Annotated in this window: 15 protein-coding genes and 1 pseudogene; 7 read left to right on the top strand and 9 right to left on the bottom strand. The window is 73.5% G+C overall.

Going from position 1 to position 25,881, the window contains the following annotated elements; all coding sequences use genetic code 11:
* Positions 1–25: 25 nt before the first annotated feature.
* Positions 26–958 carry a hypothetical protein gene (locus tag WME98_RS02635; protein ID WP_437949812.1) on the bottom strand — a complete coding sequence of 311 codons (933 nt, stop codon included), beginning with the start codon at positions 956–958 and terminating at the stop codon, positions 26–28.
* A gap of 79 nt (positions 959–1,037) precedes the next feature.
* On the opposite strand from WME98_RS02635, the gene WME98_RS02640 reads away from it, so the two are divergent.
* Together WME98_RS02640 and WME98_RS02645 are read left to right on the top strand one after the other, a co-directional pair.
* Positions 1,038–2,042, top strand: coding sequence for a hypothetical protein (locus tag WME98_RS02640; RefSeq protein ID WP_437949813.1), 1,005 nt, complete (start codon positions 1,038–1,040; stop codon positions 2,040–2,042).
* On the top strand, positions 2,039–2,842 hold the full coding sequence (locus WME98_RS02645; protein WP_437949814.1) for a glycerophosphodiester phosphodiesterase: 804 nt from the start codon (positions 2,039–2,041) through the stop codon (positions 2,840–2,842). The genes WME98_RS02640 and WME98_RS02645 overlap by 4 nt, the downstream gene beginning before the upstream one ends.
* 84 nt (positions 2,843–2,926) lie before the next feature.
* Here the strand turns inward: WME98_RS02645 and WME98_RS02650 are convergent, their stop codons facing one another.
* The 3 genes from WME98_RS02650 to WME98_RS02660 form a co-directional block, all read right to left on the bottom strand.
* Positions 2,927–4,423, bottom strand: a complete 1,497-nt coding sequence (locus WME98_RS02650) for a protein kinase domain-containing protein (protein WP_437949815.1) — start codon at positions 4,421–4,423, stop codon at positions 2,927–2,929.
* A gap of 161 nt (positions 4,424–4,584) precedes the next feature.
* Positions 4,585–5,472, bottom strand: coding sequence for a LolA family protein (locus tag WME98_RS02655; RefSeq protein ID WP_437949816.1), 888 nt, complete (start codon positions 5,470–5,472; stop codon positions 4,585–4,587).
* A 118-nt stretch (positions 5,473–5,590) separates the two neighbouring features.
* Positions 5,591–7,483, bottom strand: coding sequence for an HTH domain-containing protein (locus WME98_RS02660; RefSeq protein WP_437949817.1), 1,893 nt, complete (start codon positions 7,481–7,483; stop codon positions 5,591–5,593).
* A gap of 765 nt (positions 7,484–8,248) precedes the next feature.
* On the opposite strand from WME98_RS02660, the gene WME98_RS02665 reads away from it, so the two are divergent.
* Positions 8,249–8,641, top strand: a complete 393-nt coding sequence (locus WME98_RS02665; protein WP_061623019.1) for a hypothetical protein — start codon at positions 8,249–8,251, stop codon at positions 8,639–8,641.
* A gap of 199 nt (positions 8,642–8,840) precedes the next feature.
* Here WME98_RS02665 and alaS read toward each other — a convergent pair whose 3' ends face one another.
* The 3 genes from alaS to WME98_RS02680 all read right to left on the bottom strand — a co-directional run bounded on the left by alaS (position 8,841) and on the right by WME98_RS02680 (position 15,242).
* Positions 8,841–11,594 (bottom strand): alanine--tRNA ligase, encoded by a 2,754-nt coding sequence (gene alaS / locus WME98_RS02670; protein ID WP_437332003.1) that lies wholly within the window; start codon positions 11,592–11,594, stop codon positions 8,841–8,843.
* A 248-nt stretch (positions 11,595–11,842) separates the two neighbouring features.
* Positions 11,843–12,640 (bottom strand): HEAT repeat domain-containing protein, encoded by a 798-nt coding sequence (locus tag WME98_RS02675; protein ID WP_061623020.1) that lies wholly within the window; start codon positions 12,638–12,640, stop codon positions 11,843–11,845.
* A gap of 328 nt (positions 12,641–12,968) precedes the next feature.
* Positions 12,969–15,242 carry a TIGR04551 family protein gene (locus tag WME98_RS02680; RefSeq protein ID WP_437949818.1) on the bottom strand — a complete coding sequence of 758 codons (2,274 nt, stop codon included), beginning with the start codon at positions 15,240–15,242 and terminating at the stop codon, positions 12,969–12,971.
* Between the two features lie 542 nt (positions 15,243–15,784).
* On the opposite strand from WME98_RS02680, the gene WME98_RS02685 reads away from it, so the two are divergent.
* The 3 genes and pseudogenes from WME98_RS02685 to WME98_RS02695 form a co-directional block, all read left to right on the top strand.
* Positions 15,785–17,899, top strand: coding sequence for an OmpA family protein (locus WME98_RS02685; protein WP_437949819.1), 2,115 nt, complete (start codon positions 15,785–15,787; stop codon positions 17,897–17,899).
* 138 nt (positions 17,900–18,037) lie between these two features.
* Positions 18,038–18,829, top strand: a complete 792-nt coding sequence (locus tag WME98_RS02690; protein ID WP_061626026.1) for an OmpA family protein — start codon at positions 18,038–18,040, stop codon at positions 18,827–18,829.
* A 497-nt stretch (positions 18,830–19,326) separates the two neighbouring features.
* Positions 19,327–20,407, top strand: a pseudogene (locus tag WME98_RS02695) (ATP-binding protein); the annotation flags it as partial.
* A 77-nt stretch (positions 20,408–20,484) separates the two neighbouring features.
* Here the strand turns inward: WME98_RS02695 and WME98_RS02700 are convergent.
* Positions 20,485–21,048 (bottom strand): RNA polymerase sigma factor, encoded by a 564-nt coding sequence (locus WME98_RS02700; RefSeq protein ID WP_437949820.1) that lies wholly within the window; start codon positions 21,046–21,048, stop codon positions 20,485–20,487.
* Positions 21,049–21,212: 164 nt separating this feature from the next.
* On the opposite strand from WME98_RS02700, the gene WME98_RS02705 reads away from it, so the two are divergent.
* Entirely contained in the window at positions 21,213–21,833 is a 621-nt protein-coding gene (locus WME98_RS02705; RefSeq protein ID WP_437949821.1) for a methyltransferase family protein, read from the top strand.
* A 91-nt stretch (positions 21,834–21,924) separates the two neighbouring features.
* Here WME98_RS02705 and WME98_RS02710 read toward each other — a convergent pair whose 3' ends face one another.
* Entirely contained in the window at positions 21,925–25,800 is a 3,876-nt protein-coding gene (locus WME98_RS02710) for a protein kinase domain-containing protein (protein WP_437953952.1), read from the bottom strand.
* Between the last annotated feature and the right edge of the window lie 81 nt (positions 25,801–25,881).

The raw sequence follows: 25,881 nt of genomic DNA on the forward strand, positions 1-25,881 counted from the left end.
CCGGCGCGCCCGGGCCGCCGCGGCGCTACCGGGGCGGGGCGCGGAGCGACGCGGCGCCTGGCGGCGCGGCGCTGGAGGACGGCGCGGCGCTGGAGGACGGCGCGGCGCTGGAGGACGGCGCGGCGTTCGGCGGCGCGGCGTTCGGCGGCGCGGCGTTCGGCGGCGCGGCGTTCGGCGGCGCGGCGTTCGGCGGCGCGGCGTTCGGCGGCGCGGCGCTCGGCGGCGCGGCGCTCGGCGGCGCCGTGTCGGGCGGGGTCGCGCCGGGCGGCCCGGCGCCGGGGGGAGCGGCCGGGCGCGGGCCGCGGTAGCCCTGCACGAGCACGACGCCCGCGCCGCGCCGCACCTGCGCGTGCAGGCTCCCGGCGAACGGCGCGCCTCCGGGCGAGGTGAAGCACGCGCCCCGGCCGCCGATCACCGCGATCGGCCCGCTGTCCGCGTCCTGTCCGACGATCTCGTGCGACGGCGGCGCGCCCTTCGTGACGAAGAGATCGACCTCGATCACGCCGAGCCCGCCCTGCGCGATGAACACCGCGCACTCCCCCGGCGCCACGCGCACCGGGATCGCGCTGCTCTCCCCCTCCCCGATCGCGAGCGACACGACGTCGCCGAGCGGCGTCATCCCCCTCGCCTCGCCGCGCGCGGTGTTGGCGAGCGCGAGCGCGGTCACGCGCGGCGCCGGCGCGCTCGCCGCGGGCCGCTGCTGCGCCACGCGGCTCAGGAACAGCCGCGCCGCCTCCGGGTCCGGCGCGGGCGCATCGCTCGGCGGCGGCGGGTTCCGCACCTCGCGCGTGGGCGCGGGGGCCGGCGCCGGCGGAGGGCTCGGCTGCAGGACCTCGGCGCGGGGCGCGGAGGCGCCTCCGCAGCCCGACGCGGCGAGCAGCGCGACGAGCGGCGCGGCGGCGAAGCGGCGCGCCGGCCTGAACGGATGCAGTGCGAGGGGAACGAGGGCACGCCGCACGGCGCGGAGCCTATCAGAACCGCCGCGCGACGCTCGGCCCGCGAGCGGCCGGCCGTGAGGCGTGCTACCCCCTCGCCCGATGAAGCCCAGGGACATCGTCGTCGCGACGCACGGCCACTGCTTCGACGGCATGGCGAGCGCGGCGCTGTTCACCCGCTTGATGCAGGCGCTCCGCCCCGGCGAGCCGCTCGCGCTCCGCTACCGCTCCTGCGGGTACGGCCCGGGCATGACGATGATCCCGCCCTCGTGGCTCGACGGCGACGAGAACGCGATCCTCGACTTCCGGTACACGCCGACGAAGAAGCTGACGTGGTACTTCGACCACCACATCACCGGCTTCGGCTCGGACGACGAGCGCGACGCGGCGCTCGCCGGCGCGTCGCGCGGGACGGCCGTGGGCGACGCGCCGCACGTCTTCTACGACGCCGCCTACGGCTCGTGCACGAAGCTCATCGCGGACGTCAGCCGCGATCGCTTCGGCATCGAGATGTCCGGCGTCGATGAGCTCATCCGCTGGGCCGACCTCATCGACACCGCGCGCTTCCCCTCGGCCGAGGCCGCGGTGAGCCGCGAGGAGCCGATCATGCAGCTCGCGTCGGTCGTCGAGCACCACGGCGACGGGCCCTTCCTCGCCTCCGTCGTGCCCCGGCTCGTCGAGCGGCCCGTGAGCGAGGTGGCGCGCGCGCCCGACATCCAGGAGCTCTGGCGGCCGCTCTCCCTCTCGCGGCAGACCTTCGTCGCGCGCATCGAGCGCGGCGCGCGGAAGCTCGGCCGCGTCGTGCTCGTCGATCTCTCCGACGCGCCGCTCGAGGCGGTCGGCAAGTTCATGACGTACGCGATGTACCCGGACTGCGTGTACTCGGTCACGCTCTCCCGGCACAAGCAGCACTACAAGCTCTCGGTCGGCTACAACCCCTGGTGCGGCGTCGCGCGCGATCGCGACATCGCCCCGATCTGCCGCCGCTACGACGGGGGCGGGCACCCGGCCGTCGGCGCGGCGTCCTTCCCGCTCTCCGCGCTCGAGCGCGCGCGCGAGGCGGCCCGCACCATCGCGGAGGAGCTCAACGAGGAGCCCGCGCGGTGACCTGGGCCGAGCAGCGCTTCCGCCGGAGCGCGCGCGCGGCGGGGCGGGCGGCGCCGCGGAGCGAGGCCGGCGCGCTCGGGCCTTGCGCGCCGCTCCTCTTCGGTCACCGGGGCGTGCGCGGCGAGGGCGCCCCCGCCGAGAACACCCTCGCCGCCTTCGAGGCGGCGGCCGCGCAGGGCGCCGACGGGATCGAGCTCGACGTGCGGGTGTGCGGGTCGGGCGAGCTCGTGGCGCTGCACGACCCGGACCTCGAGCGGGTGACCCAGGGCGCGGACCCGCGCGCCGCCGCGGCGCTCCGCTGGGACGAGCTGCGGCAGGTCGACCTCGGCGGCGAGCGGGTGCCGCTCGTCTCCGAGGTGCTCGCGTTCGCGCGCGGGCGGCGGCTCGCGGTCAACATCGAGATGAAGCGGGACGTGCCCGACCGCGCCGCCGTCGTGCTCGCGACCGCGCGCCTCTTGCGCGCCTGGGATCCCCGCCACGCGGTGCTCGTCTCGTCGTTCGATCCGGTCATGCTGGCCTCCTTCGGGGTCATGGCGCCGGCCGTCCCGCGCGCGCTCCTCGTGCACCGGAGCCGCTACCACGACACGGCCGTGCGCCTCGCGCCGGCGCTCGGGGCGCTCGCCGCGCACATCGAGCGGACGATCGCGTCGCCCGAGCGCATCGCGCTGCTGAAGCGGCAGGGGCGCGTGATCAACGTCTGGACCGTGAACGACCCGCGGGAAGCGCGGGACCTCGCCGCGCTCGGCGTCGACGGGCTGATCACCGACGTGCCGCGCCGCATCCGCGAAGCGCTCGCGTGACCGGCGACGCCGCCGAGCGTCCGCGACCGGCGCGCTCGGGCGCGGCCGGCCGCGGGCGCGCGGCGCCTCGGGCGATGGCGGCGGCTACCGTCGCTGCCAGGGGTCGACGATCTCGCGCGCCCGGTGCGGCGCCCGGCGCGGCGCCGAGCGCGCCGGCGGGTCCTTCCGCGCCGCGGACGCCGCTGGCGCCGCCGTGCCCGAGGGCGCCGGCGAGGGCGGCGCCGTGTCCACGGCCGGCGCGCTCTCGGGGACGAGCAGGCGATCCGCCACGGGCGTCGACGCGCGGGCGACCTCCACCGGCGGCGCCGTGATCGCCGGCGCGGGCTCGACAAGCGCGGGCTCGACCGGCGCGACCACGGCGCCAGCGCCCTCCTGGCCGACGGGGCGCAGCGCCGTGAGCGCGGCCGTCCCGCTGAGCACGAAGAGCGCGCCGCACGCCAGCAGCCAGCGCCGCGTCGCGCTCGCGCGCGGCCTGCGGGCGTCGCGGACCTCGCCGGCCGCGGCGGCCGTGAGCGTGCCGGGCTGGGACGGATCGGGCAGCGGCGTGAGCGCGTCCTCCCGCGGGGCCGCGCCCCGATCCTCGGACCCCTCGGACCACGAGAGCGCGCCGACGTCGCCCGGCCCCGAGAGCTCGGCGGCGCCGGCCGGCGACAGCCCGAGCAGCGTCCCCGTGCGCGACGCGGCGGGCGGGGGCCGCGGCACGGAGGGCGCGGGCAGCGGGATGCCGAGGTCGCCCGCGGCGGCCACGAAGGCGTGCGCCATCTCCTGCGCCGACTGGAACCGCTGGGACCTCTCGCGCGAGAGCGCGCGTAGGAAGAACCCGTCGAGCTCGGCGGGCAGATCGCTCGCGAGCTGCGTCGCCAGCGGGATCGGCTCCACGAGGATCCGCGACAGGACCGCGCCGAGCACGTCGCCCTCGAACGGGAGCTTGCCCGTGACCGCGCGGAAGAGGATGACCCCGAGCGACCAGAGATCGCTGCGCGCGTCGAGGTCCTTGTCGCCGCGCGCCTGCTCCGGGCTCATGTAGAACGGCGAGCCCAGGAGCTCGCCGGTCTTCGTGGTCTCGCCGCTGAGGAGCTTGCCCGCGAGCTGCTTGGCGATGCCGAAGTCGAGGACCTTGACGATCTCCTCGTCGTCGTCGACGCGCGCGAGGAACAGATTGCCAGGCTTGAGGTCGCGGTGGACGAGCCCGGACTCGTGCGCGCGGCGCAGCGCCTTGCCGGTCTGGACGGCGATGCGCGCCGCGTCCGCGAGGGGGATGCGGCGGACCCGCCGCAGGCGGCGGCTGAGGTCCTCGCCCCGGAGCAGCTCCATGACGAGGTACGGGACGCTCCCCTGGATCCCGTAGTCCTGCACGCTCACCACGTGCGGGCTCTCGAGGTTCGCCGCGGTGCGCGCCTCGCGGTAGAAGCGCGCGCGGAACTCGGGCGAGGCCGCGTGCTCCGGGTCCATGAACTTGATCGCCACCGGCGCGCCCAGCTGGACGTGCCGCGCCGCCCACACGGAGCCCATCCCCCCGCGCGAGAGCGGCTTCTCCAGGCGGTACTTTTCGCCGACGATCGTTCCCGGCTCGACGTCCATCGCCGACTCCTCCCGCCGAGGCGAGGTGAATTGGGCAGATCTAGACGTTCGAGCGAGCGGCGTCCATGCCGTCTGGCGAGCACAGCAGGCCGGCGGCCGGCGCCCCCGCGAGGTGCGCAGTTGGTTTGTGGCTCCCTCAGGGACCGCCTGAGCGCGCGGACTCAGTCCTGGCAGTCGACATAACGGCGGACGACGCCGCCGGGGATCGGCTGGGTGAACGCCCCGGAGAGGAGAGGCGGATTCCACTTCGCCTCCTTGTATTGAAAGATGACGTCGTCCTCCGTGTTGGGCACCCGCATGCGGATCGAGCGGGGGACCTCGGCCTCGCAGGCGCCGCCGCTCGGCGGGATCGGATCGTCGATCCCCTCCGGGTCGACGCGCGGCGGCGCGGTGCGGATGACCCCGTGATTGCTGAGCTCGGCGTGATAGAGGTCCATCCCCCGCTGCGCGACCCGGACCTGCCGGACGCGCAAGCGCTGCTGGCTCCACGGCAGGCGCCAGTCGTCCGGGCGCGGCTCGAGGTGGATCTCCTCCATCGCGTCGCGGGTGCTCTGGATCAGCACTCGGTAGAAGCCGTCGCCGTCCCAGGCGATCGAGGCGCCGTGTGGCTCGTGGGCGAGCACGGGCGCCTCGCCGCGGAGGAGCGAGACGAGCGCGTGCCCGGGGATGGGCACCTGAGTGAGCCGCGCCAGGTTGCACGCGGTCGCGGGCCCGTGCAAAAGCTGCTTCTCCCCGACATCGAGCATCTGGAACAGGGTGCCATTCGACGTGAGCGTGTAGAGCGTCGCGCCGAAGGGGCTCACCACATCGAAGCGGACCCGATCGGGATTGACCGCCAGGATGTACACGTCACCGCGGATCCTCCCCTGACGCGAGAAGTGGTCGATCTTGGCGGTGCCCTGGACGCCGTTCACGCAGGCATACGTGTCCTTCATCCGGGCGAGCGCCGCGTCGGCGGTCGGGAACCGGGATGGCGGCGGATCCACGGCGGCACAGCCGGTCACGAGCACGGCGAGGGTCGCGGCCCAGGCGATCGCGCGATGGCGCATGGGCGCGGACGCTGACAAGGATCGCGGAGCCCGTCAACCGCGGAAGCGGCGAGGGAGCCGAAGAGGGGCGCCGCGCGCCCGGCCGGAGCGAGCCCCGGCCGGAGACGCGCGGCCGAGATCAGGACGCCCGGAGCGCCTCGAGGAGATCGACGTCGGGGATCGCGACCGGCAGGCGGGCGCGGAGGACGGCGACGTCGTTGTCCTCGCAGACGCGAGCCACCGCCAGCCCGTCGAAGAGGGAGATGGGCGCGGTCCCGGGGATCGCGGCCTCCTCGCGCGCGCCGGAGAGCATCTGGCCGGCGGTCAGGATCCAGCCGGCGGTCGCCGGGCCGTAGTGGTGGAGCGAGCCGCGCAGCTCGGTGACCCGCTCGCGGCCGACCTCGCGGCCGTCCCGCCGGATGACCAGCGCCAGCTTGATCTCGTCGCCCGCCGTGCGGAGCGCCCCGGAGAAGTGGCTCTCGCCGCCCGGCGCCCCGGCGCGGCGCACCGCGCGCAGCTGGCCGAGGCCGATGCGCTCGAGGGCGAGGACACAGATCTCGACGAAGGCGTGGCCCGGGAGCTCCGAGAGCTTGCGCGCGAAGGCGCGCCGCGCGGCGTCGCGGTAGCGCTCCACGGCGGCGAGCGCCTCCTGCTCCAGCCGCGCCAGGTCGCCCGGGAGCAGCCAGTCGGTCAGCGCGATCCGGCCGCCGGCGAAGCGGAAGCGGGGCCGCTGCCCCGCGGCGGTGCGGCGCGCGTTGTCGGCGCGCACGGCGGCCGCGACCTGGGACTGCACGAGCTGCACGTCCCCGGCGAGCCGGCCGCGGCGCTGCGCCGTCTCCGCGATCTGCCGGAGCGACACCGCGCCCGCGTTCCGATCGAAGGTCGAGAGGATGCCCGCGACGGCGTCGGCCAGATCGCGGCCGGCCAGGTCGTCGAGCGCGTGCCCCTCACCGCCCGTGAGCTCGATCACCTGCGGGCCGCGGTAGACCGGCTCGGCGCCGAAGCCCTCGGCGCGCTCGGCGCGCTCGACGCGCTCGACGCGGTCGAAGCGCTCGGTCCGGTCGGAGCGCTCGGTCCGGTCGGAGCGCTCGGTCCGGTCGGAGCGCTCGGTCCGGTCGGAGCGCGGCGGCTCGCGGCCGTTCTCGCGGCGCGCCTCGAACACCGGCGTCGCGACATAAGAAGGCAGCCCACCGGGGCTCGCGCTGGCCTCCGCGGTCCCGCGGCCGCGCCGGCGGCGGCGGCGGCGGCGGCGGCCCTCGCCCTGCTCGCCCGACGAGCCGGGGGTGGCGCGGTCCTCACCGCCGAGGATCGGCTGATCGTCGTCGTCCTCCTCGTCGAAGAGCTCCGCGGCGCCGGCGACGGCCTCCGCCCGCATCGCCTCGTCCGGGCCCGGCGGCTCGGCGTCTTCGAGCTCGCCGTCCTCCTCGTCGAGGTACGCGCCGGCGGCCCGCGGGGACGAGGGCGCCGGCGGCGGCACGGGCTCGCGCGCTGCCGGGATCTCCACCCCGTTCATCGCGGCGGCGGCGGCGGGCGCGGCGACGAGCGCCTCGTCCTCGTCCTCCTCGTCGTCGAGCGCGGGCGCGGCCTGCGCCGCCTCGCCCGCGGCCTCGGTCTCGACGTCGGCCGCCTCGGCCTCCACCTCGGGCTCGGCCGCGAGAGCCCCCGAGTCGCTCTCTTCCACCGCCTCGTCGTCCGCGGCCGTCTCGAACAGGGTCGGCTGCTCCTCGTCCTTGCGCGCCTTGGCCGCCTCGGGCTTCCCGCCGCGCTTCCCCTTCTTCCCGTCGAGCCCGGACTTGATCGTCTTCTCGTCCCACTCGCGCAGCGCGAAGACGCCCGGCTTCACCCGCACCAGGGGGTTGTCCGCCGTGTCCTTCTTCAGCGTCGCCGCCAGGCGGGCGCCCATCGTGACCTCTGGGCTCTTGCCAACGTGGCTAAGGAGGTTCTTCTCGATCGCGATATCGGTGATCTCTTTATAGTGAAGCGGTCTACCGATGAGGCGAAGCACCTCGGCGGCTGCATCCGTGAACGTCATTTTGTTCGCCCTTCGGGGCGCGCCGCCCGGCGGGCGCCCTCGTCGTCCCCATCGCGGCCGCCCCGTCCACAGTGGCTGACGAAGCGCGCGGGATACCCCACCGCAGCCGGGAAACGCACATTCGCTCCCACTCGGCCACGACGCGCGGAACGGCCTGCTCGTAGCATGCTCGAGCGCCGCGGTCAACGGGCCGCGCGATCTGGCTCAAGATAAGCCGCTGGACGACCTCTGGGGCTGGAACCAGGGCGCGGCCGGCGCGAAGCCCGCGCCTACCGCGCGAAAGCGGGCGTGCGGCGGGGGCGAGAGCGCGACCGGCGCGGGGCGCGGGCCGCGCGCGAGCATCGATGTCGCCCGTGATCGGCTGTCGGCCAGTCCGGAGCACGGGATATGGGAGCGGGAGATGGGCTTAGCGCTCATCGCGGGGCGCGGCGGCTCCCGCGCGGCCGCGGCGCGAGCTGCGATGATGGAGAACGCGATTGGACGTGGCGCGCCACGCCGGCCAGCGCGAGAGCAGGAGCGCGCCGAGGACGGGAATGAGGCGCGCCGAGAGCGGGAGAGCCCTCCCGGCCAGGGCGCCGCCGCCGCGCCGCGGCGCGGCGCGGCGCGGCGCGCCCCGGCGACACCGCGCCGCCGGCGCGACCACGACACCGCGCCGCCGGCGCGACCACGACACCGCGCCGCCGGCGCGGCGCGGCGACAACAGAGCGGCGGCAACATCGCTTTTGCGCTTTGCCATCTGCCGGATAAGGGGGTTACGCTGCGTGGGTGGAGCTTTCGCGGCTTCTCGATGAGCTCACCCTGGCGGCCAACCGGGTCGGCATCGCCGTCCGGATGGAAGCGTTCGATCCGCACCTGTCGGACGCGCGCAATCCGCGGGGCGGGCTCTGCACCGTGCTCGGCCGCCGGGTCATCCTGGTCGACGCCAATGCGTCGCTGCCCGATCGCATCGCCACGGTCGCGGCCGCGCTCGCGCGCGTGGACCTGGAGTCCGTGTTCCTGCCGCCGATCGTGCGCGCGACCATCGGCGCCCACGCCCGCGGCGCGCGGCCGCCGGCGCCCGCGCCGGGCGAGCCCGTGCGCCTGCCGACGCGCCACGGCAAGCGCGGGAAAGCCTCAACGCTGCTCCCGCTCGCCCGCACCAAATGGCGTGACTCCTGATCGCGGCGGCGCCCCCCTCCCCCGGGCGCGCCGCCCTCGCCTCCCCCCTCACGAGGGTGATGGCCGGATGTGAACATGAAGGCGGGAAGGCGGGGAAGGAAAGATCAATGATCTTCCTGTTTTCCCGTCTTCATGGGAATCGCTCCGGGGGCCGATTGGGCCACCGCCCCGGCGGGGGCTCCTCGCGCGCCGCCGCGCGCTACGAGGTGAGCGCCCGCTCGACCTCGACGTACGTCGCGGCGATCGCCGCGTCGAGCTGCGCGACGTCGGTCCCGCCGGCCTGCGCCATGTCGGGGCGCCCGCCGCCGGAGCCGCCCACGATGCGGGCGATCGGCTTGATCAGCTCCCCGGCCTTGAGCCGCTCGGTCGCCGGCTTGGAGACCATCACGGCGAGCTGCGCCTTGTCGCCCACCGCCGCGCCGAGCAGCACCGCCGCGCGATCGCCGAGCTTGTCGCGCAGCTTCTCCGCCAAGTCGCGCAGCGCGCCCGGGTTGGTGCCGTCCGGCACCCGGCGCGCGAGCACCTTGATCCCGCCGATCTCCCGCGCGCCCTCCAGCATCGCGTCGATGCCGCCGCCGCCCCCGCCCTGCGCGGGGCCGGCGCCCTCCAGGATCCGCCGCTCGAGGTCCGCGACCTTCTTCTCGAGCTCCCGCTCGTGCGCCACGATCTTCCCGATCTTCTCGGCCAGATCGCCGCCCTGCGCCTTCGCGACCTGCCGCGCCCGCGCGAGCTCGGCCTCGACGCCCCGGGCGTACGCGAGCGCGTTCAGCCCCGTCGACGCGAGGATCCGGCGCACCCCCGCGGCCACGCCGCCCTCGCTCGTGATCTTGAACAGCCCGATGTCGCCGAGCGCGCGCGCGTGCGTGCCGCCGCAGAGCTCCACCACCTCCGGCGTCATCGTGAGCATCCGCACGGTGTCGCCGTATTTCTCCTCGAAGATCGCCATCGCGCCCCGCCGCCGCGCCTCGTCCATCGGCAGGATCTCGGTCGTCACCTTCGCGTTCGTGAGGACCTTCTCGTTCACGAGGTCCTCGATCCGCGCGATCTCCTCGCGGGTGAGGGGCCGGTTGTGCGTGAAGTCGAAGCGGAGGATGTCCGGGCCGACCCGCGAGCCCTTCTGCTGCGCGTGCTCCCCGAGCACCTTGCGCAGCGCCCAGTGCAGCACGTGCGTGGCCGAGTGGTTGCGGCGCGTCGCCGACCGCGCCGCGTGGTCCACCTCGAGGTGGACGCGCTGGCCCACCGCGATCGCCCCCTCGCGGACCACGCCCTCGTGCACGACGAGCCCCGCGACCGGCTTCTGCGCGTCCTTCACCTCCACGCGCGCCCCGTCCGCCGTCAGCTCGCCGCTGTCGCCGACCTGGCCGCCCGACTCGGCGTAGAACGGCGTCTCGCGGACGACGATCTCGACCGCTTCCCCCGCCTCCGCGCGCTCCACCAGCGTCCGCACCTTGCGCGCCCGGTCGCCCTCGCCCTGCACCTCCACCCGGAGGATCGCGGCGATCTCGCTGTCGCCCTCCTCGCGCTCGTAGCCCGTGAAGACCACCGGCTGCGCGAGCTTCGCGCGCGCCTCGCGGTGCGCGGCGTCCACGGCGGCGTTCGGATCGATCGGGCCGTCCGCCTCGGCGGCGCCGCGGATGACCGCCTCGGCCCCCTGGACGTCGACGTCGAAGTTCGACTCGGCGCAGATGACCTGCGTCAGATCCAGCGGGAATCCGTAGGTGGTGTAGAGATCGGCCGCCGCGGCGGCCGGGAGCGTCCTCTCGCCCGACGAGCGCATCTCGTCGAAGCGCTCGTCCAGGATCTTCATCCCGCGCTTCAGCGTGGAGCGGAAGCGGATCTCCTCGTCCTCGGTGACGCGGGCGATGAGCTCGCGCCGATCGCGCAGCTCCGGGTACGTCTCGCCCATCCGGCGGACCACCTCGAGCGCGACCTCGTGCAAGAACGGCCGATCGATCCCGAGCCGGTGCCCGTGGCGGATCGCGCGGCGCATCACCCGGCGGAGCACGTACTCGCGCCGCTGCCGCTCGGGCATCACGCCCTCGGCGATCAGGAACGCGGTCGTCCGCGCGTGATCGGCGATGACCCGCATCGACACGTCGTCGTCGGCGCTCCCGCCGGTGTACGGCTTGCCGCTGAGCTCCGCGGCCTTGTCGACGAGCCCCCGGAGCAGGTCGGTGTCGTAGTTCGCCGTCACGCCCTGGAGCACGCTCGCGATCCGCTCCAGGCCCATGCCGGTGTCGATGCTCGGCGCCGGCAGCGGCACGAGCGGGCCGTCCTTCTCGGCGCGCTCGTACTGCATGAACACGTTGTTCCAGATCTCGGTCCAGCCCGTGCCGTCGATGCGCGGCTCCTCGCCGAAGCGCGAGACGTCGGGCTCGTTCCCGTGGAAGAAGTGGATCTCCGAGCAGGGGCCGCACGGGCCGACGTCGCCCATCGTCCAGAAGTTGTCGGCGAGGCCCAGCCGCAGGATCCGATCGTCGCCGAAGCCGGTGACCTTGCGCCAGATCGCCGCGGCCTCGTCGTCGGCCGGAAAGCCCCCCTCGCCGTTGTAGATGGTGACCACGAGCCGCGACGGGGGGACGTCGTAAACCTTGGTCAGGAGCTCCCACGCGAAGGCGATCGCGTCTTCCTTGAAGTAGTCCCCAAAGCTGAAGTTGCCGAGCATCTCGAAGAACGTCTGATGGCGCGCGGTCACGCCGACGTTCTCAAGGTCGTTGTGCTTGCCGCTGATCCGGATGCACTTCTGGCTCGAGGCGGCGCGCTGGTAGGGGCGCTTGTCCTTGCCCGTGAAGACGTCCTTGAACGGCACCATACCCGCGTTCACGAACATCAGCGTCGGATCGTTCTGCGGCAGGAGCGGCGCGCTCGGGACGACCTCGTGCCCGCGCTGGGCGAAGAACTCGAGGAACGTGCGTCGGATCAGATCGGAGCTGGCAGGCGTTGCGATGGGCATAGGAGGAGGCGCGGTCTAGCACGACCGGAGAGCGGCATCCGCCCGCTCGAGGGGGCGAGCCCGGCCGCCGCCGCGGCGGCCGGAGGCCCGGGTCGACCCCCGCCGGCGCGGGCGCCGGCCGATCGAGCGCCGCGGCGCGCTGCCCGAGCACCGCACGCGGCGGTCGAGGACCGCCGCGCGCTGGTCGAGCGCCGCACGCGGCGGTCGAGGACCGCCGCGCGCTGGTCGAGCGCCCGCGGCGCGCCGGGTCAGCGGCCGGCGGGGACGACGCTGCTGCCCGAGGCGGCCTCGAGGGCGAGCGGCGCCCGCTGCAGCGCGCTCTCGATCGCTCCCGCGACGGCGTCGGTCTGCAGCTGGGCGAGCTCTCGCCGGCCGCTGGCGCGCCGCGCCTCGGCGACCGCCTGGGCCGATCCGGTCATCGAGCCCTTCAGCGTCTGGCTCGGCATCTCGCGGATCACGAACTCGACCTTGGCCGCATACCCGATGCCGTCGGCCCCGTGGCGCTTGCTCAGGTGCGTGACCGAGCCGTCCAGCGTGAACGCCGGCAGCTTGCGGCTCTTGCCCTCCGCCGCCACGTCCGCGCCGTCGGCCACGATCTCGATGTCGGCGAACTGCATCACCCGGTTGCGCGTCTGCTGCTTGAGGAGCGACCCGAGCATCGCGTCCTTCACGCCCGAGCGGTTCTCGAACTTGCCCAGGCTGACCAGGAAGCGCGCCTTCGCGGACAACTTGGAGAGCCGCTCGATGGCCGCCTGGATCGGGCGCTTCTGGCTGGGGGTGGACTCGACGGTGAGCGCCGCCTTGAGCGCCGGGACCGCCGCGGGGTTACCGAGCGCGCCGAGCGCGGCCGCGGCCGAGGCGCGCACCGCCGGGTGCGGATCCTTGAGCGCCTTCTCGAGGGCGGGCCTCGCGCCCGGGCTCTTCGAGCGGCCGAGCGCCAGCGCCGCCGCGACCCTCAGCCGGTAGTCCTTGCCGACGGCGATGTCGCGGAAAGCGGAGGTGTCGGCGTCCTGCGCGCTCGACAGGGACGTCGCGCCGAAAACCATCGAAGTCGCCAAGAACATCGCAATGAAGAGACGACGAACCATCACGTCCCTCCGGAGATCGGCGGCTCTCGCCCCTCGCTCTCCTCGGTGATCCACGGAAGTCTCGCGACGCGCCTGGCGTCCAGACGGTCTTATCCTTGGCCAGGACGGTCGCGAGATCAAGGCCCCTTTGGCCCGCGATGGCTCATGCAGGAGGCGTGACGAGCCCGGCAGACGTCGTCGTCACACGCCGGAGCGCTCCGGTCTACCGCCCGGAGCGCTTATTTCCAGACACACTGCCACGGCTGAGCCTGGATCGGCTGACCAGCTCAGAAATCGGCTGACCAGCTCAGAAGAGGATACCGAGATACCAGCGCACCGTCTGTGCGGTCTCGAGATCGATCGGCTGGAGGTTCTTCTCCCCCTGGAGCTGGCCGAGCCCACCGAGCGGGAACAGCACGCCGTACTGCACCGCCGTGTAGAAGCCGCCCATCTTGTCGGGATCGTCGTTGAGCGTCCCGTCCTTCGACTGGAAGTACAGCTGCCCGTTCAGCTCGATGCCGAGATCCCTGGCGTTCCCGGGCGCCTGCACGAACTCCGAGGCGCGGCTCCAGATGGCCGCGGCGCCGAGGCCGGCGCGCTGGCCGTTCTTGTCACGAGCGAAGTCCCAGTCCACGCCGGGGCGGAAGTAATAGGCCCCCTGGACCCGAGACAGGATGTTCCTGAACAGGATCTGGTCGACGCGGTAATCCGGGTGGAAACGGAAGGTCGAGTAGGTGCGATCGGTCGAGTTCTGGGGGTCCATGCCCCCCTCGCCGACGGGCTTCAGGGAGGGCACGTCGTCGTCTCCGGTCGCGTAGCCGAAGCCGAAATGGATCCGCAGGCGGCCTTCCATCTCGGTGAGCTCGGCCTGGGTCGCGATCCCGAACTGCCGGACGCCCCAGCCCGTGTCCTCCGGCGAGAGGGCGTTCGCGTAATCGCTCTCGTCCTGCCCGCGCAGGTCGAGGGACCCGTAGATCATCGCCGCCTCGAGCTCGAAGCGGAACTTCTTGTAGAGGAGCTGGAACCACACGTCGGGGATGACCATCTCCGCGCCCCGGTGCACGTACCCGCTCGCGACGTTGTCGATGGTCTGGCCGAGCGAGGCGGTCTTGTCTTCGCCGCCGCTGCCGGTGTTGTCGTTCGCCAGGGTCTGCTTCCGGTAGGCGAAGTAGACGCCGCCGTTCATGACCGCGTTGCCGCGGGCGAGCTCGAGCTTCTGGAGCTCCGGGTTCTTGCGGCGGACGGCGACGAACACGTACTGATCGACGTCATCGGACTGGGCGAGGTCGTAGGGCTGGCCCTCGAGCTCCTGGAGGGAGGCGCTCGTCGCGCCCTCGTTGGCCCAGTCCCACGCGCCGGCGAAGTAGAGGTCGTATTTCTTGATCCCCGTGACGAACATCAGCCGATCGACGGTCGACTGGTAGTCGGAGTCGTGCCCATCGCCGCTGTTCGCCACCATGCCGAGGCCCCAGTGGTTCGGCATCCGGCCGAAGCGCAGGAGGCCCACGGGGGTCATGTACTCGCCCCAGATCCGCTTGACGGAGATCGAGTCCCTGGTCGAGTTGATGCCGGCGCTCGGCGCCCACTGGGTGCTGGAGAAGGCCCCGAGCGGCGAGTACCCGCCCCGGCGGGCGACGTCGTAGCCGCCGCGGATGCGCCCGCTCGGCTGGTTCGTGTAGCCCTCCGGGGTCGAGCCGAGCACGACGTTGTCGAGGAGATCGACCTGCGAGAGGATCCGCAGGTTGTCGCTGATGTGCAGCTCGGGGTTGAGCCGGAAGCGCATGTTCGCCCCGGCCTGGGTGTCGCTCTTGCACCAGTGGAAATCGCGCGAGCCGCCGCTCGTGGTCTCGCTCGGGTCGCAGAGGTTGACGAAGTGGCTCGAGTCGTAGGAGTTGTCGGCCGGCTGCGGCCAGAGCGCCGCGTTGCGCGGGTCGACGCGGCCGAGGGCGAAGCTGTTGAAGAGCTCCCACCGGAGCCGGTAGTAGCCGTGGAACTCGAACGTCGGCCGCGCGTGGGACCACCAGTCCTCGGCGTACACCTCGCTGGGCCGGGCGCCGATCTCCCCCTGGGTCGCCTTCCGCTCCGTCCCCTCGGCGGCCGCCGCGGGCCCCTCCGACGCGGCCGGCCTGGCCGGCTGGGGCGCGGCCGGCGCGGCCGCGTCGGCCGGCGGCATGAGCGGCTCGCGCGTCGGCGCCGGGGGCTCGAGCGCCTCCACGTCGCTGCCGCCGACCGGCGCCGCGCCGGGCTGCGCCGGGGTCGCCCCGGGCTGCGCCGCGCCGGGCTGCGCCGGCGGCGCGGTGGCCGCCCCGGGCTGCGCCGCGCCGGGCTGCGCCGCGCCGGGCTGCGCGGGGGCCGCGGTGGCCGCGCCGGGCTGGGCGGGTGCGGCGCCGGGCTGCGGAGCAGGAGCGCCGGGCTGCCCGGCGGGCGGCGGCGCCGCCGGCGGCTGGGCCGGCCGGCGCGCCGGCTGGGCGGACGCGGAGGACGCGCCCAGCACGAGCGCGAGCGCGAGGCCCGACCGGAGGCGACGGCGAGGGGTGCCAGGGCTGCACGACGTTCCCGTAGACCGCGACGAGATGGGCATCTGCTTGGTTTCGTTCGCGCGTTTGGCCCCGCGCGCAGGATGAGGTTGATGTTCCGAGCTCTCGGCGGCCCGGAGGCCGGGCGCCGATGTCTCATGCCCGGCTTGTGTGGTCAAGGCGCCGCTCGGCCCCGACCCCTGGAACCCGCCCCCCGGAACGCCCCCGGGCGCCCCCGAGCCGGCGCCCTGCCGCGCGCGCGCCCGGCGCCACCCCGGCCGCCCCCGACCGCGCCCGTCCCGCCGCCCCCGACCGCGCCCCCGACCGCGCGCCCGACCGCGCCCGTCCCGGCGTCTCCGACCGCGCGCCCCGACCGCGCCCGTCCCGGCGTCCCCGACCGCATGCAGCGGCTTCTTTGAGCCCTCTTGGAATTCTGCGCATGATCCGGGAACATCCACCGCGTTGCGTTGGATGCCGCCGCGCGCGCCGGCTGCCGTACTCGCCTCACCGTCCGCGCGAAGCGCCTCCGTCCCAGCGAACGTCCATCCTGGAACGGCCGTGCGCTGCCGGAGGCTCACCGACCGGGAAGATGCCTGAAAGGGGATAGATGAGAACGCTGCGAGCGCTGTGTCTGCTGTCGATCATGGGCGCTGGGGTGGGGCTCGCCTCGGGCGCGGCGCGCGCGCAGGAGGCGGTCCGCGAGGGGGAGTTCTCGGTGCAGCGGTTCGAGCCGGCGCCGGGCTCGAAGAACTACCTGAGCGTCGAGGGCGCCCGGATGGAGGCGTCGCTCGGGATCACGGCCGGCCTGATGTTCGACTACGCCCGGGAGCCGTTCGTCCTCGAGAGCTGCGTCTCGACGACCGACTGCTCGTCCCCGGACGCCCGGGACCACCGGGAGCTGCCGGTCATCTCGGACATGCTGACCGGGAACCTGCTGGCCTCGATCACGCCGACGTCGTGGCTCCAGGCCGGCCTGCGCTTCCCGGTCGCGTACGTGAGCGGCCAGGGGGTCGACGCCGCCACCGGCGCGGCGGCCGCGGAGGGGCTGAAGGCGTTCGGCGCGGGCGACCCGACGCTCGAGGCCAAGGTGCGGTTCTTCGGCGGGCCGCGCGATCCGCTGGTGCTCGGCGCCGCCGCCGACGTGAGCTTCCCGCTCGGGCACGCGACGAGCGAGGGGAGCTACCTCGGCAGCTCGTCGCCGGTGACCGCGGGGCTGCGCCTCATCGTGGACGGCAGCGCGGGGCCGCTCTCGTTCGGGCTCAACCTGCGCGGCAAGCTGCTCCCCGAGGCGGCGCGGATCGCCTCGACCGAGGTCGGCCCGGTCGAGTTCCGGTACGGCGGGGCGCTCGGCTACCAGATCACCCCGGCGCTCCGCGTGCTCGCCGAGGGGTACGGCGCGACGCAGTTCAGCGCGCAGGGCGGCACGAACTCGCTCGAGGTCGACGGCGCGCTCCAGATCGCCCCGCGCGACCTCGGCCTCGTGTTCACGGTCGGCGGCGGCGCGGGCGTGGTCGAGGGCATCGGCGTGCCCGTGGCGCGCGGCATCGCGGGGATCATCTTCGTGCACGAGCCCGGCGACGGGGACGCCGACGGGGTCGGCGACGCGGCGGACCAGTGCCCCGCGCTGCCCGAGGACCGCGACGGGATCGCCGACGAGGACGGCTGCCCCGAGGACGACGGCGACGGGGACGGCATCCCGGACGAGAGCGACCGCTGCCCGGCGAAGGGGGAGGTGATCAACGGGCTCGACGACAAGGACGGCTGCCCCGACGAGGTGGCGGATCGCGACAAGGATCGGGTCCCCGACGCGCAGGACAAGTGCCCGGATCAGGCGGGGCGGGTGCTCCTGCCCGCGCATTACGGCTGCCCCGACAAGGACGAGGACGGCGTGCCGGACCGGGTCGACAAGTGCGCCGACGCGCCCGAGGACACCGACGGGTTCGAGGACGAGGACGGCTGCCCCGACCCGGACAACGACCGCGACGGCGTGCTCGACCAGCAGGACGAGTGCATCGACCAGCCCGAGGTGAAGAACGGCTTCAAGGACGAGGACGGCTGCCCCGACGAGCTCCCCGACAGCGACGGGGACGGGATCCCGGACGACAAGGACCGGTGCCCGAAGCAGCCGGAGAACCTGAACGGCGTCGAGGACCTGGACGGCTGCCCGGACCGCGGCGCGAGCCTGGTGCAGGTCGGCGACGAGGACATCAAGATCCTCCAGCGGGTCGAGTTCGCGCTCAACAACGACAAGATCCAGGGCGCGCAGAGCTTCGCGGTGCTCGACGCCGTGGTGTCGGCGCTGAGCATCCACCCGGAAATTTTCAAGGTGGAGGTCGCTGGCCACACGGACGACGCCGGGCCGGCGGACATGAACCGATCGCTCTCGCAGCGGCGCGCCGAGGCGGTGGTCGCTTACCTCGCGAGCAAGGGCGTCGACCGGGCGCGGCTCGTGGCGCGGGGCTACGGCCCGGACAAGCCGATCGACGACAACAAGACCGCCAAGGGCCGCCAGAAGAACCGGCGCGTCGAGTTCGTCATCGTGCACTCGGTGAAGAAGCCGCAGCAGGCGTCCGCGGAGCCGGGGGCGGCGGCGCCGTCGCCGGCGGCGCCGTCAGCGCCGCCCGCCGCGCAGGCAGCGCCGCCCGCCGCGCCGGCAGCGCCGCCTCGGGCAGCGCCGCCGGCGGCTCCGCTGCCGCTCGCGCCTCCGCCGCCGAAGCCCTGATCCGCCCTGTCCTGCGGCGGAGGGCCGCGTGGACGGGCGGATCTCGCCGTCCTCTCCTCTGGATCTCTCGGCCGAGCTGAGCGAGGCTCCCGCCCGCAGCATCCCGCTCCGCGGGACGGAGCCATGGAGAAAGCGCTCATGAACCGGACACTCATTGCACTACCCCTCGTGCTGTCGTCGCTGTTCGCCGCGGGCTGCGGCCACTCCGAGCAGGAGTGGAAGGCGCAGCTCGGCAAGTACAACGACCTCCAGAAGCGGAGCCAGAAGAGGGAGGCGGAGCTCGAGAAGGAGCTCGCCGACGCGAAGCAGCGCGTCGAGGAGCTCGAGAAGAAGCTCGCGGACCAGGGCGCCGACATCTCGAAGATGAGCTCGACGCTGGAGGACCGCGAGAAGGCGCTGGCGGAGTACAAGGCGCGCGCGAAGCAGCTGGAGGCGATCCAGGCGCGGTTCGACCTGCTCCGGAAGAAGCTCGAGGAGCTGACCAAGCTCGGCCTGGAGGTGCGGGTCCGCAGGAACCGGATGGTCATCTCGCTGCCCGGGGACGTGCTGTTCGACTCCGGGAAGGACAGCCTGAGCAAGGACGGCCAGGAGATCCTGAAGAAGATCGCGGACGTCATCCGGGGCGACAAGTCGCTTGTCGATCGCGACTACCAGGTCGCGGGGCACACGGACAGCCAGCCGTACAAGAACGGCCCTTTCTTCGACAACTGGGGGCTTTCGCTGATGCGGGCGCGGTCCGTGCTGCTGTTCCTCATCGGCAAGGACGGCCGTCTGCCGACGCGGCACTGGAGCGCGGCCGGGTTCGCGGACACGGACCCCGTGGCGGACAACACCACGCCGGCCGGCAAGCAGAAGAACCGCCGGTGCGACCTGGTGGTGGTGCCGGACGTGGACGAAATGCTCGACCTGACGAAGCTCGCCACGAAGTGAGGGCGAGCGGGTGAGCGGGGCTCGCAGGGCGGGCCCCGCGAGCGGCGCGGGGGTGGCGCGGCCGGCAGATTCGTGATTCAGATCACGTCAGCGTAAAAAGTTGGGCGATTTCGGGGACCTGGCTCCTGGGTCGACCACAACGCGTTGAGGTGGCGGGCGTCCGGGGACGCCGGCGACCACAATGCGTTCTGGTGTCCGGGCGTCCGGGGACGCCGGCGACCACAACGCGTTCTGGTGGCGGGCGTCCGGGGACGCCGGTGACCACATCGCGTTCTGGTGCCGGGCGTTCGGGGACGCCGGTGACCACAACGCGTTCTGGTGCCCGGGCGTCCGGGGACGTCGTTGACCACAACGCGTTCTGGTACCCGGGTGTCCGGGGATGCCGGCGACCACAACGCGTTCTGGTAACCGGGTGTCCAGGTTCGCGAACGACGGGCGAACGCCACCACCAGGGCACGCTGGCCACCTCGTGCTCCGCTCTCTAGACTCGCGCTGCGATGCCCCGCTGGTTCAACACGGCAGGCCCCTGCAATCCGGCCGATCACTACATGCTCCCGCCAGAGGAGCGCCTGCCTGGCGTACGCGACCTGATCGACCGCAAAGCCTGCTTCGTTCTGTATGCGCCGCGGCAGATCGGGAAGACGACTTCGCTGCTGACGCTCGCCCAGGCGCTCACGCGCGAAGGGCGTTACGTCGCGATCCGCGTCTCGATGGATGTCGGCGCCCCTTTTCCGGACGACCCCGGTGCTGCGGAGCTCGCGATGCTGAGCGAGTGGCGCGGCCTCGCCGGCTCGCAGCTGCCGGCCGAGCTCCAGCCGCCGCCGTTCCCCGACGCGCCCCCTGGCGAGCGTATCGGCGCCGCGCTCGGGGCCTGGGCTCAGGCGGCGCCGCGACCGCTCGTCGTCTTCCTCGACGAGATCGACGCCCTGCGGGACATCACGCTCATCTCCGTCCTGCGCCAGCTCCGGAGCGGCTATCCCGGTCGCCCCCACGGCTTCCCGCACGCGCTCGCGCTCGTCGGCCTTCGCGACGTGCGCGACGTGCGCGACTACAAGGTCGCCTCCGGCGGAGGCGGCGGCTACCGACTCGGCACCTCGAGCCCGTTCAACATCAAGGTCGAGTCGCTCACGCTGCACAACTTCACCCGCGACGAGGTCGCCTCCCTTTATGCCCAGCACACGGCCGAGACGGGCCAGGGCTTCCAGTCGAGCGCCGTGGATCGCGCCTTCGAGCTCACCCAGGGTCAGCCGTGGCTCGTCAACGCGCTCGCCCGCCAGCTCGTCGATGTCCTGGTCAAGGATCGCGCGCAGCCCATCACCGCCGCGGACGTCGTTCGCGCCAAGGAGATCCTCATCGAGCGGCAGGACACGCACCTCGACAGCCTTGTCGAGCGGCTGCGCGAGCCGCGCGTCCGCGCCGTGATCGAGCCCATGCTCGCCGGCGGCACCCTCGGCCGACCGGCGATTCGCCGTCGATCTGGGCCTCGTGCGCCGCGCAGCGGAGGGTGGCCTCGTCATCGCCAATCCCATCTACCGCGAGATCATCGTACGCCAGCTCACGAGCTGCTTGCGCGAGTCGTGATCAGGGCCTGATCTCAGCCATCCAGCATCGCCCCCCGCTCGCGCGGGGCGATGCTCGTCTGTCCGTCCTGCCAGCTACGGAGCCTGCGGGCAGCAGCCTCGCTCGTCGCAGCCGCACTCCGAGCAGGACCGCGCCGACGTCGTCCCGCAGTGTTCCTCCAGGCGATCTCTCAACGCCTTGCGGGCGCGGTGCAGCCGCACCATCGCGTTGCCCGGCGTGACACCGAGCTCGGCCGCGACCTCCGTGACCGCGACACCGTCGACGATGACGCGCTTCAAGATGAGCGCGTACTCGGGCTTCAATCGATCGGCCTGGAAGAGCACGCACCCGCAGTCGACGCTGTCCTCCTCGACGGAGGAAAGCTCGAGCTCATCGACCGGGAGCGCCACGTCGTGCTTCCTGCGCAGCTCGTCGAGGAGGACGTTGCGCACGACCCGCCCCACCCACGCCGCGGCTCGTGCCGGGTCGCGCACCTGGTCGCTCCGGACAAGCGCCCGCTCGAGGGCGCGCTGGAGCACCTCCTCGGCATCGACGCCTGCCCTGGCCCTGCGTCGCACGCTCTCCAGCAGCGCGCCGCGCTGAGCGGCCAGGGCTTCGCGCACGGCCTGGGCCGCTCCGGTCAGCTTGTCGGGGTCCATGGACACCTCCGATTCTGCTCACGGCGGGCTCTTCTCTCAACCCTCCCAGAAAATTTTGCGGCGCAGCGAGACGGGCCTCCGCGAGCCGCCTCGGCGTCGGCTCGCGGCATCGGCGTAAGGTTGGAGGGGTCGGCCCGTCGATCCTTGCGAGGTGGAGGCCCGCGATGGAGATGATCGGTCGTCCCTGGTTCGCCCTTGTTCTGTACGGCGTCTACATGGCGCTCGCGTTCGGATGGCGGTCGCTCCGGCAGCGCCGCGCGACGGGATCGACGGGGTTCCGCGGCATCTCGGGGCCGCCGGGATCGCTGCCCTGGCTCGGCGGCGTGCTCTTTGCGGTCGCGATCCTCCTCGGCCTGGCCGCCCCGGTCGCGGAGCTCGCCGGCTGGATCGGGCCGCTCGCCGAGCCTGGCAGCCTCGTCGTCGGGCTCGGGGCCGCCGCGATCCTCGCAGGGATCCTCGGCACGCTGTGGTCCCAGGGGGCGATGGGGGCGTCGTGGCGCATCGGCGTGAGCGAGGCGGAGCGCACGAGCCTCGTGACGCGAGGGCCGTTCGCCGTGGTGCGGAACCCCATCTTCAGCTTCATGATGCTGGCTGCGCTCGGGATGGCGCTGATCCTCCCGAACGCCGCTGCGCTCGCCTCGTTCGCGGCGCTGGTCACCGCGATCGAGCTCCAGGTCCGCGCGGTCGAGGAGCCCTACCTGCTCCGCACCCACGGCGAGGCCTACGCCGCGTACTGCGCGAAGGTGGGGCGCTTTCTGCCAGGCCTCGGCCTCGCCCGCCGATAACGGCGGTTTCGTGACGACGATGGCAGGAGCTCGACATCACCAGCACCGGCGAGCTTACGGAGAGGTCGACCGGTGAGCCCTTATGTGCCGCTCAGCCGCCGAGCCACTGCCGCGCGAGCTCGAGCGTGCGGGCGTTGTCCGGAACGTCGCGGAGGAACCGCTCCCGCCAGGTCGAGTCGCTGAGCTTCTCGGCGCGCGCGAGCAGCGCGTCCCTGGCCGACGCGATGGCGGCGCTCGCCTCGGCGTGCCGGCCGCTCGCGGCGAGCGCCTCGGCGTACGTCAGGCGGACGAGGGACTCGCCCTCTTCGAGGGTGCCGAACGATTCCAGCATGGAGCTCGCCTCGGCGGCCGTCCTGGCAGCCTCGTCGACGCGACCGAGGCCCAGCAGCGCGCGCGCGAGGACCGCGTATGCATGGACGCCGGGCGTCGGGGCGCCCGGCGCGAGCGCGACCGCGGCGCGCGCCTCGTCGTCGGCGGCCTCGAAGTCGCCGCCGGCAAGGGCGACCTTTGCAAGGTAGCAGTGAGCAGCGAGCTCCGTGCGCACCAGACCCGCTTGTCGGCTCGACGCCGCAACAGACTCGGCGAGCGCCCGCGCCTCGGCCATCTGACCGCGCCACGCGAGGACCTGCGCCAGGTTCGCTTCCACCGAGAGCTTCAGCTCCTGCAGGTGCATCCGGTCAGCCTCCGCCAGCGCTGCTCGCAGCGCCGAGTCCGCCTTCTCAAAATCGCCGAGTTCCCCATAGATAGCGCCCAAGTTGGCGCGTGTGGCGCAGGCGTTGCGGCGATCACCGGCCTGCTCGAAGGCAAGGCTCGCGGCTTCCATACCACCCGCGCTGGCGGCGAGATCGCCCGTACAGATGGCATAAGAAGCGCGCGCCTCGTGAAGGTGCGCGGCGACCTCGACGTCAAACGAGTCGGCATTCGCACCCGCGCGCTCGACGATGTCGAGCAGCGCGCGCCCTTCCGTGTAGCGACCTACCGTCGACAGCACCCCTGCGCCGGCCGCAAGACAGATGAGCTTGACGCTCTGCGCGTCGGCCATCGCGACAGTGCCCGCAGCCACGGTTGTCCAGCGCTCGATATCATCGAATCGGCCCAGCTTGAAGGACGCAATGACCACCTGCGTGATGGCCGAGAACCATTCCGTCGAGCCACGCTCGAGCCGCTCGACCGCTTCGAGGGCCCGCTCCACGGCTTTGGAGACATCCCCGCGCCAGAGGTGTGCCTCGGCCTGGGCCCGGCGGAGCCTGCCGGCGACTTCTGGCGCCGCCCCGCAGCGGATGCCGCGGTCGGCCCGCTCGATCACCGCGGCGAGGTCGCCACCCCGGAGCGCCTCGTCGGCCGCGCGCAGGTACGCGTCCGCCGCCCGCGCCGGCACCCCGCCGACCTCGAAGTGCTCCGCCAGGGCCATGGCGTCGGCGCCGCCGGCCCGATCCAGCCAGTCGCCCGCGAGGCCATGCCCGACGCGGCGGTCACGCTCGGTGAGCATCTCGTACGCGGCCTCCCGCACCAGCGTGTGGCGGAACTCGTACTCGACCTCGCCGGCGATGCGCGCCTGGGGCCGCCGCCGGATGAGCTCCCGGCGGGCGAGCTCGGCGAGCTGCCGCGCCACCGGCATACCGCCCACCAGGGCCCGGGCTCCGCCTTCCCAGAACGTGTCGCCGAAGACGCTCGCCGCCCGCAGCACGCGCCGCTCCTCGATGCCCAGCGCCTCCAGCCGCGCCTGCACCAGCGCGAGCGCCGTCTCGGGCATCCCCGCGCTCCTGCCCTCGGCGACGGCACGGATCTGCTCCTCCAGCACGAACGCGTTGCCCTCGGCGCGCGCGACGAGCCGCTCGACCTGGTCGGCATCGATGGCATCGCCGAGCACCTCCCGGACGAGCCGCTCGCCCGCGCGCCGGGGCAGCGGCGCAAGGCGGAGCCGGAGCCCGTGACGCTCGGTCCAGAGCGTGGGGAAGAGCTCGTGAACCTCGGGACGGGCGAGCGCCAGCACGAAGAACGGCAGGCTCCCGGCGTGCTGGAGCGCGGCGTCGACGAGGGTCACCGTGGGCAGGTCGCCCCAGTGCAGATCCTCCAGCACGAGGATCAGCGGCCTCCGCTGGCATTCGGCCCAGACGAAGTCCTCGAACACCTCGCGGAGGCGATCGCTCATCAGCATCGGGCTCTGCCGAGCTGTATGCAGCTGCACATCGCCCACGTCGGGGAACTTCGCCCCTACGAGCTCGCCGAGGAACGCCGCGACGTGCGGGGCCTTGGCCCCGAGCGCGCCGAGCCGCTCCACCCGGGCGAGCACCTTGCGCCGACGCGCCTCCAGCGGCTCGTAGTCGAGGATGCCCATGGCGCGGCGCAGCGCCTGGGCCAGCAGGCCGAACGCGGAGCCGGCGGCCATCGGATCGGCCCTGCCGATCCAGATCTCGGCTGCGTCGCCGTTTTCCGTGAGGGAGCGGAGGAACTCCCAGGCGAGGCGCGACTTGCCGAGACCCGGGGCGCCCACGACGACCGCGGCGCTCGCGGAGGGCTCGTCCACGCAATGGCGCCACTCGGCCTCGAGCTGCGCGAGCTCGCGCTCACGCCCGAGGCAGGGCGTCGGCTTGCCGAGGAGCCGCGGGACCGTGTCCGGCTCCTCCTTCGGGCCCCGGAGCCACGCGCCTTCGTCCACGTGCGCCATATCGAAGGACCTGGCGAGCAATCCTGCGGTCGCGCCGTCGAGCCGGATGCCCGACTCCAGCGGTCGAGAGCGCTGCGGAAAGAGCTGCACGACGCGGTCGATTAGCGCGCCGACCGGCAGGCGCCCGGCGACCTCGGCCATCCCTGTGGCGACGGACACCGGAACGCCCCCGAGCTCTGCGCGGAGGGCGAGCGCGCAGTGGGCCGCGCGCGCGGCGAGATCCGTCGGGGCCTCGGCGCCGGACAGCGCGACGAGCAGCCACTGCGATTGCAGGAGCTCGAGGCGCCCGCCGTGGCGCGCCGCGACCTGGCGCAGCGCCTCGGTGCGAGCGGCGCATTCGGCCTCGGAAAGCGTGGCGTCCGCCTCCGCGCTGCCATCGGCAGCAAGGAGGACGCACATGACCCGGCGTTCTGCCGTCGTGATCTCCACGCTCGGCGCGGGCGGCTCCGCGGTATCGCGCGCGCCGGCGGGGGGCCCTGCCTGCGCCAGCGCAGCGAGCTCCTCGGCGACGGCGGCGCCGTCGCGCGGCCGATGTTCCACCGGCTTCGAGAGCATCCGGGCCACGAGCCGCTCGAGCGGCTTGGGGACGCCGTCGCGGAGTTCCCCGAGCCGCGGCGGATCTTCCAGGACGACCTTCATGATCAGCGACAGCGCGTTGTCGCCCACGAAAGGCGGGCGCCCCGCGAGGCACTCGAACAGCATGCAGCCGAGCGCGAACACGTCGGCGCGGGCGTCGATCGTCGACTCACCGCGCGCCTGCTCGGGGGCCATGTATCCGGGCGTGCCGAGGATCGCGCCGGGCGCCGTCAAGCTCCGCGCGAGCCGGAGGTCGCGCGCGATGCCGAAGTCGAGCAGGGTGGCGCGCTCGATGGCCCCGCCCACGAGCATCAGGTTGCTCGGCTTCAGGTCGCGGTGGACAACGCCGAGCCGGTGGATCGCGCCGAGCGTCGTCGCCACGTGCGCCGCCAGGGTGACGCTCTCGGCGATCGAGAGCGGTCCTCCGGCGAGCCGCTCCTCCAGCGTCACGCCGTCGAGCCACTCCATGGCCAGGTACGGACGTCCTGCGCCGGTCATCCCGTGCGCCACGTACTGCACGACCCCTGGCAGCCGCAGCGTGACGAGCGCCTCCGCCTCCCGCGAGAGCCGGCCCAGATCGCGTACGCTCGCGCTCTGCAGCACCTTGAGCGCCACCGCCTGCCCGGACAGCCGGTCGCGCGCGCGGTAGACGTCGCCCATGCCACCGGAGCCGGCGAGCCGCTCGATCTCGAAACGATCTTCGACCACGTCCGCAGGGCGCATCGCTGTTCTTATGTACTGCGAGTGAGCCCCCGTGTCTGTGTTCTCCGAGGGACGGCGCCGCGATATTCCGCGCAACCACCC

Source organism: Sorangium sp. So ce296 (genome assembly GCF_051529605.1).
GTDB classification, from domain to species: domain Bacteria; phylum Myxococcota_A; class Polyangia; order Polyangiales; family Polyangiaceae; genus Sorangium; species Sorangium cellulosum_D.

Excerpts from the sequence above, each read along its gene's own strand:
- WME98_RS02640 (WP_437949813.1), top strand. The coding sequence starts at position 1,038 with ATGAAGCCCAGGGACATCGTCGTCGCGACGCACGGCCACTGCTTCGAC.
- WME98_RS02650 (WP_437949815.1), bottom strand. The coding sequence starts at position 4,423 with ATGGACGTCGAGCCGGGAACGATCGTCGGCGAAAAGTACCGCCTGGAG.
- WME98_RS02655 (WP_437949816.1), bottom strand. The coding sequence starts at position 5,472 with ATGCGCCATCGCGCGATCGCCTGGGCCGCGACCCTCGCCGTGCTCGTG.
- WME98_RS02660 (WP_437949817.1), bottom strand. The coding sequence starts at position 7,483 with ATGACGTTCACGGATGCAGCCGCCGAGGTGCTTCGCCTCATCGGTAGA.
- alaS (WP_437332003.1), bottom strand. The coding sequence starts at position 11,594 with ATGCCCATCGCAACGCCTGCCAGCTCCGATCTGATCCGACGCACGTTC.
- WME98_RS02675 (WP_061623020.1), bottom strand. The coding sequence starts at position 12,640 with ATGGTTTTCGGCGCGACGTCCCTGTCGAGCGCGCAGGACGCCGACACC.
- WME98_RS02680 (WP_437949818.1), bottom strand. The coding sequence starts at position 15,242 with ATGCCCATCTCGTCGCGGTCTACGGGAACGTCGTGCAGCCCTGGCACC.
- WME98_RS02685 (WP_437949819.1), top strand. The coding sequence starts at position 15,785 with ATGAGAACGCTGCGAGCGCTGTGTCTGCTGTCGATCATGGGCGCTGGG.
- WME98_RS02690 (WP_061626026.1), top strand. The coding sequence starts at position 18,038 with ATGAACCGGACACTCATTGCACTACCCCTCGTGCTGTCGTCGCTGTTC.
- WME98_RS02700 (WP_437949820.1), bottom strand. The coding sequence starts at position 21,048 with ATGGACCCCGACAAGCTGACCGGAGCGGCCCAGGCCGTGCGCGAAGCC.
- WME98_RS02705 (WP_437949821.1), top strand. The coding sequence starts at position 21,213 with ATGGAGATGATCGGTCGTCCCTGGTTCGCCCTTGTTCTGTACGGCGTC.
- WME98_RS02710 (WP_437953952.1), bottom strand. The coding sequence starts at position 25,800 with ATGCGCCCTGCGGACGTGGTCGAAGATCGTTTCGAGATCGAGCGGCTC.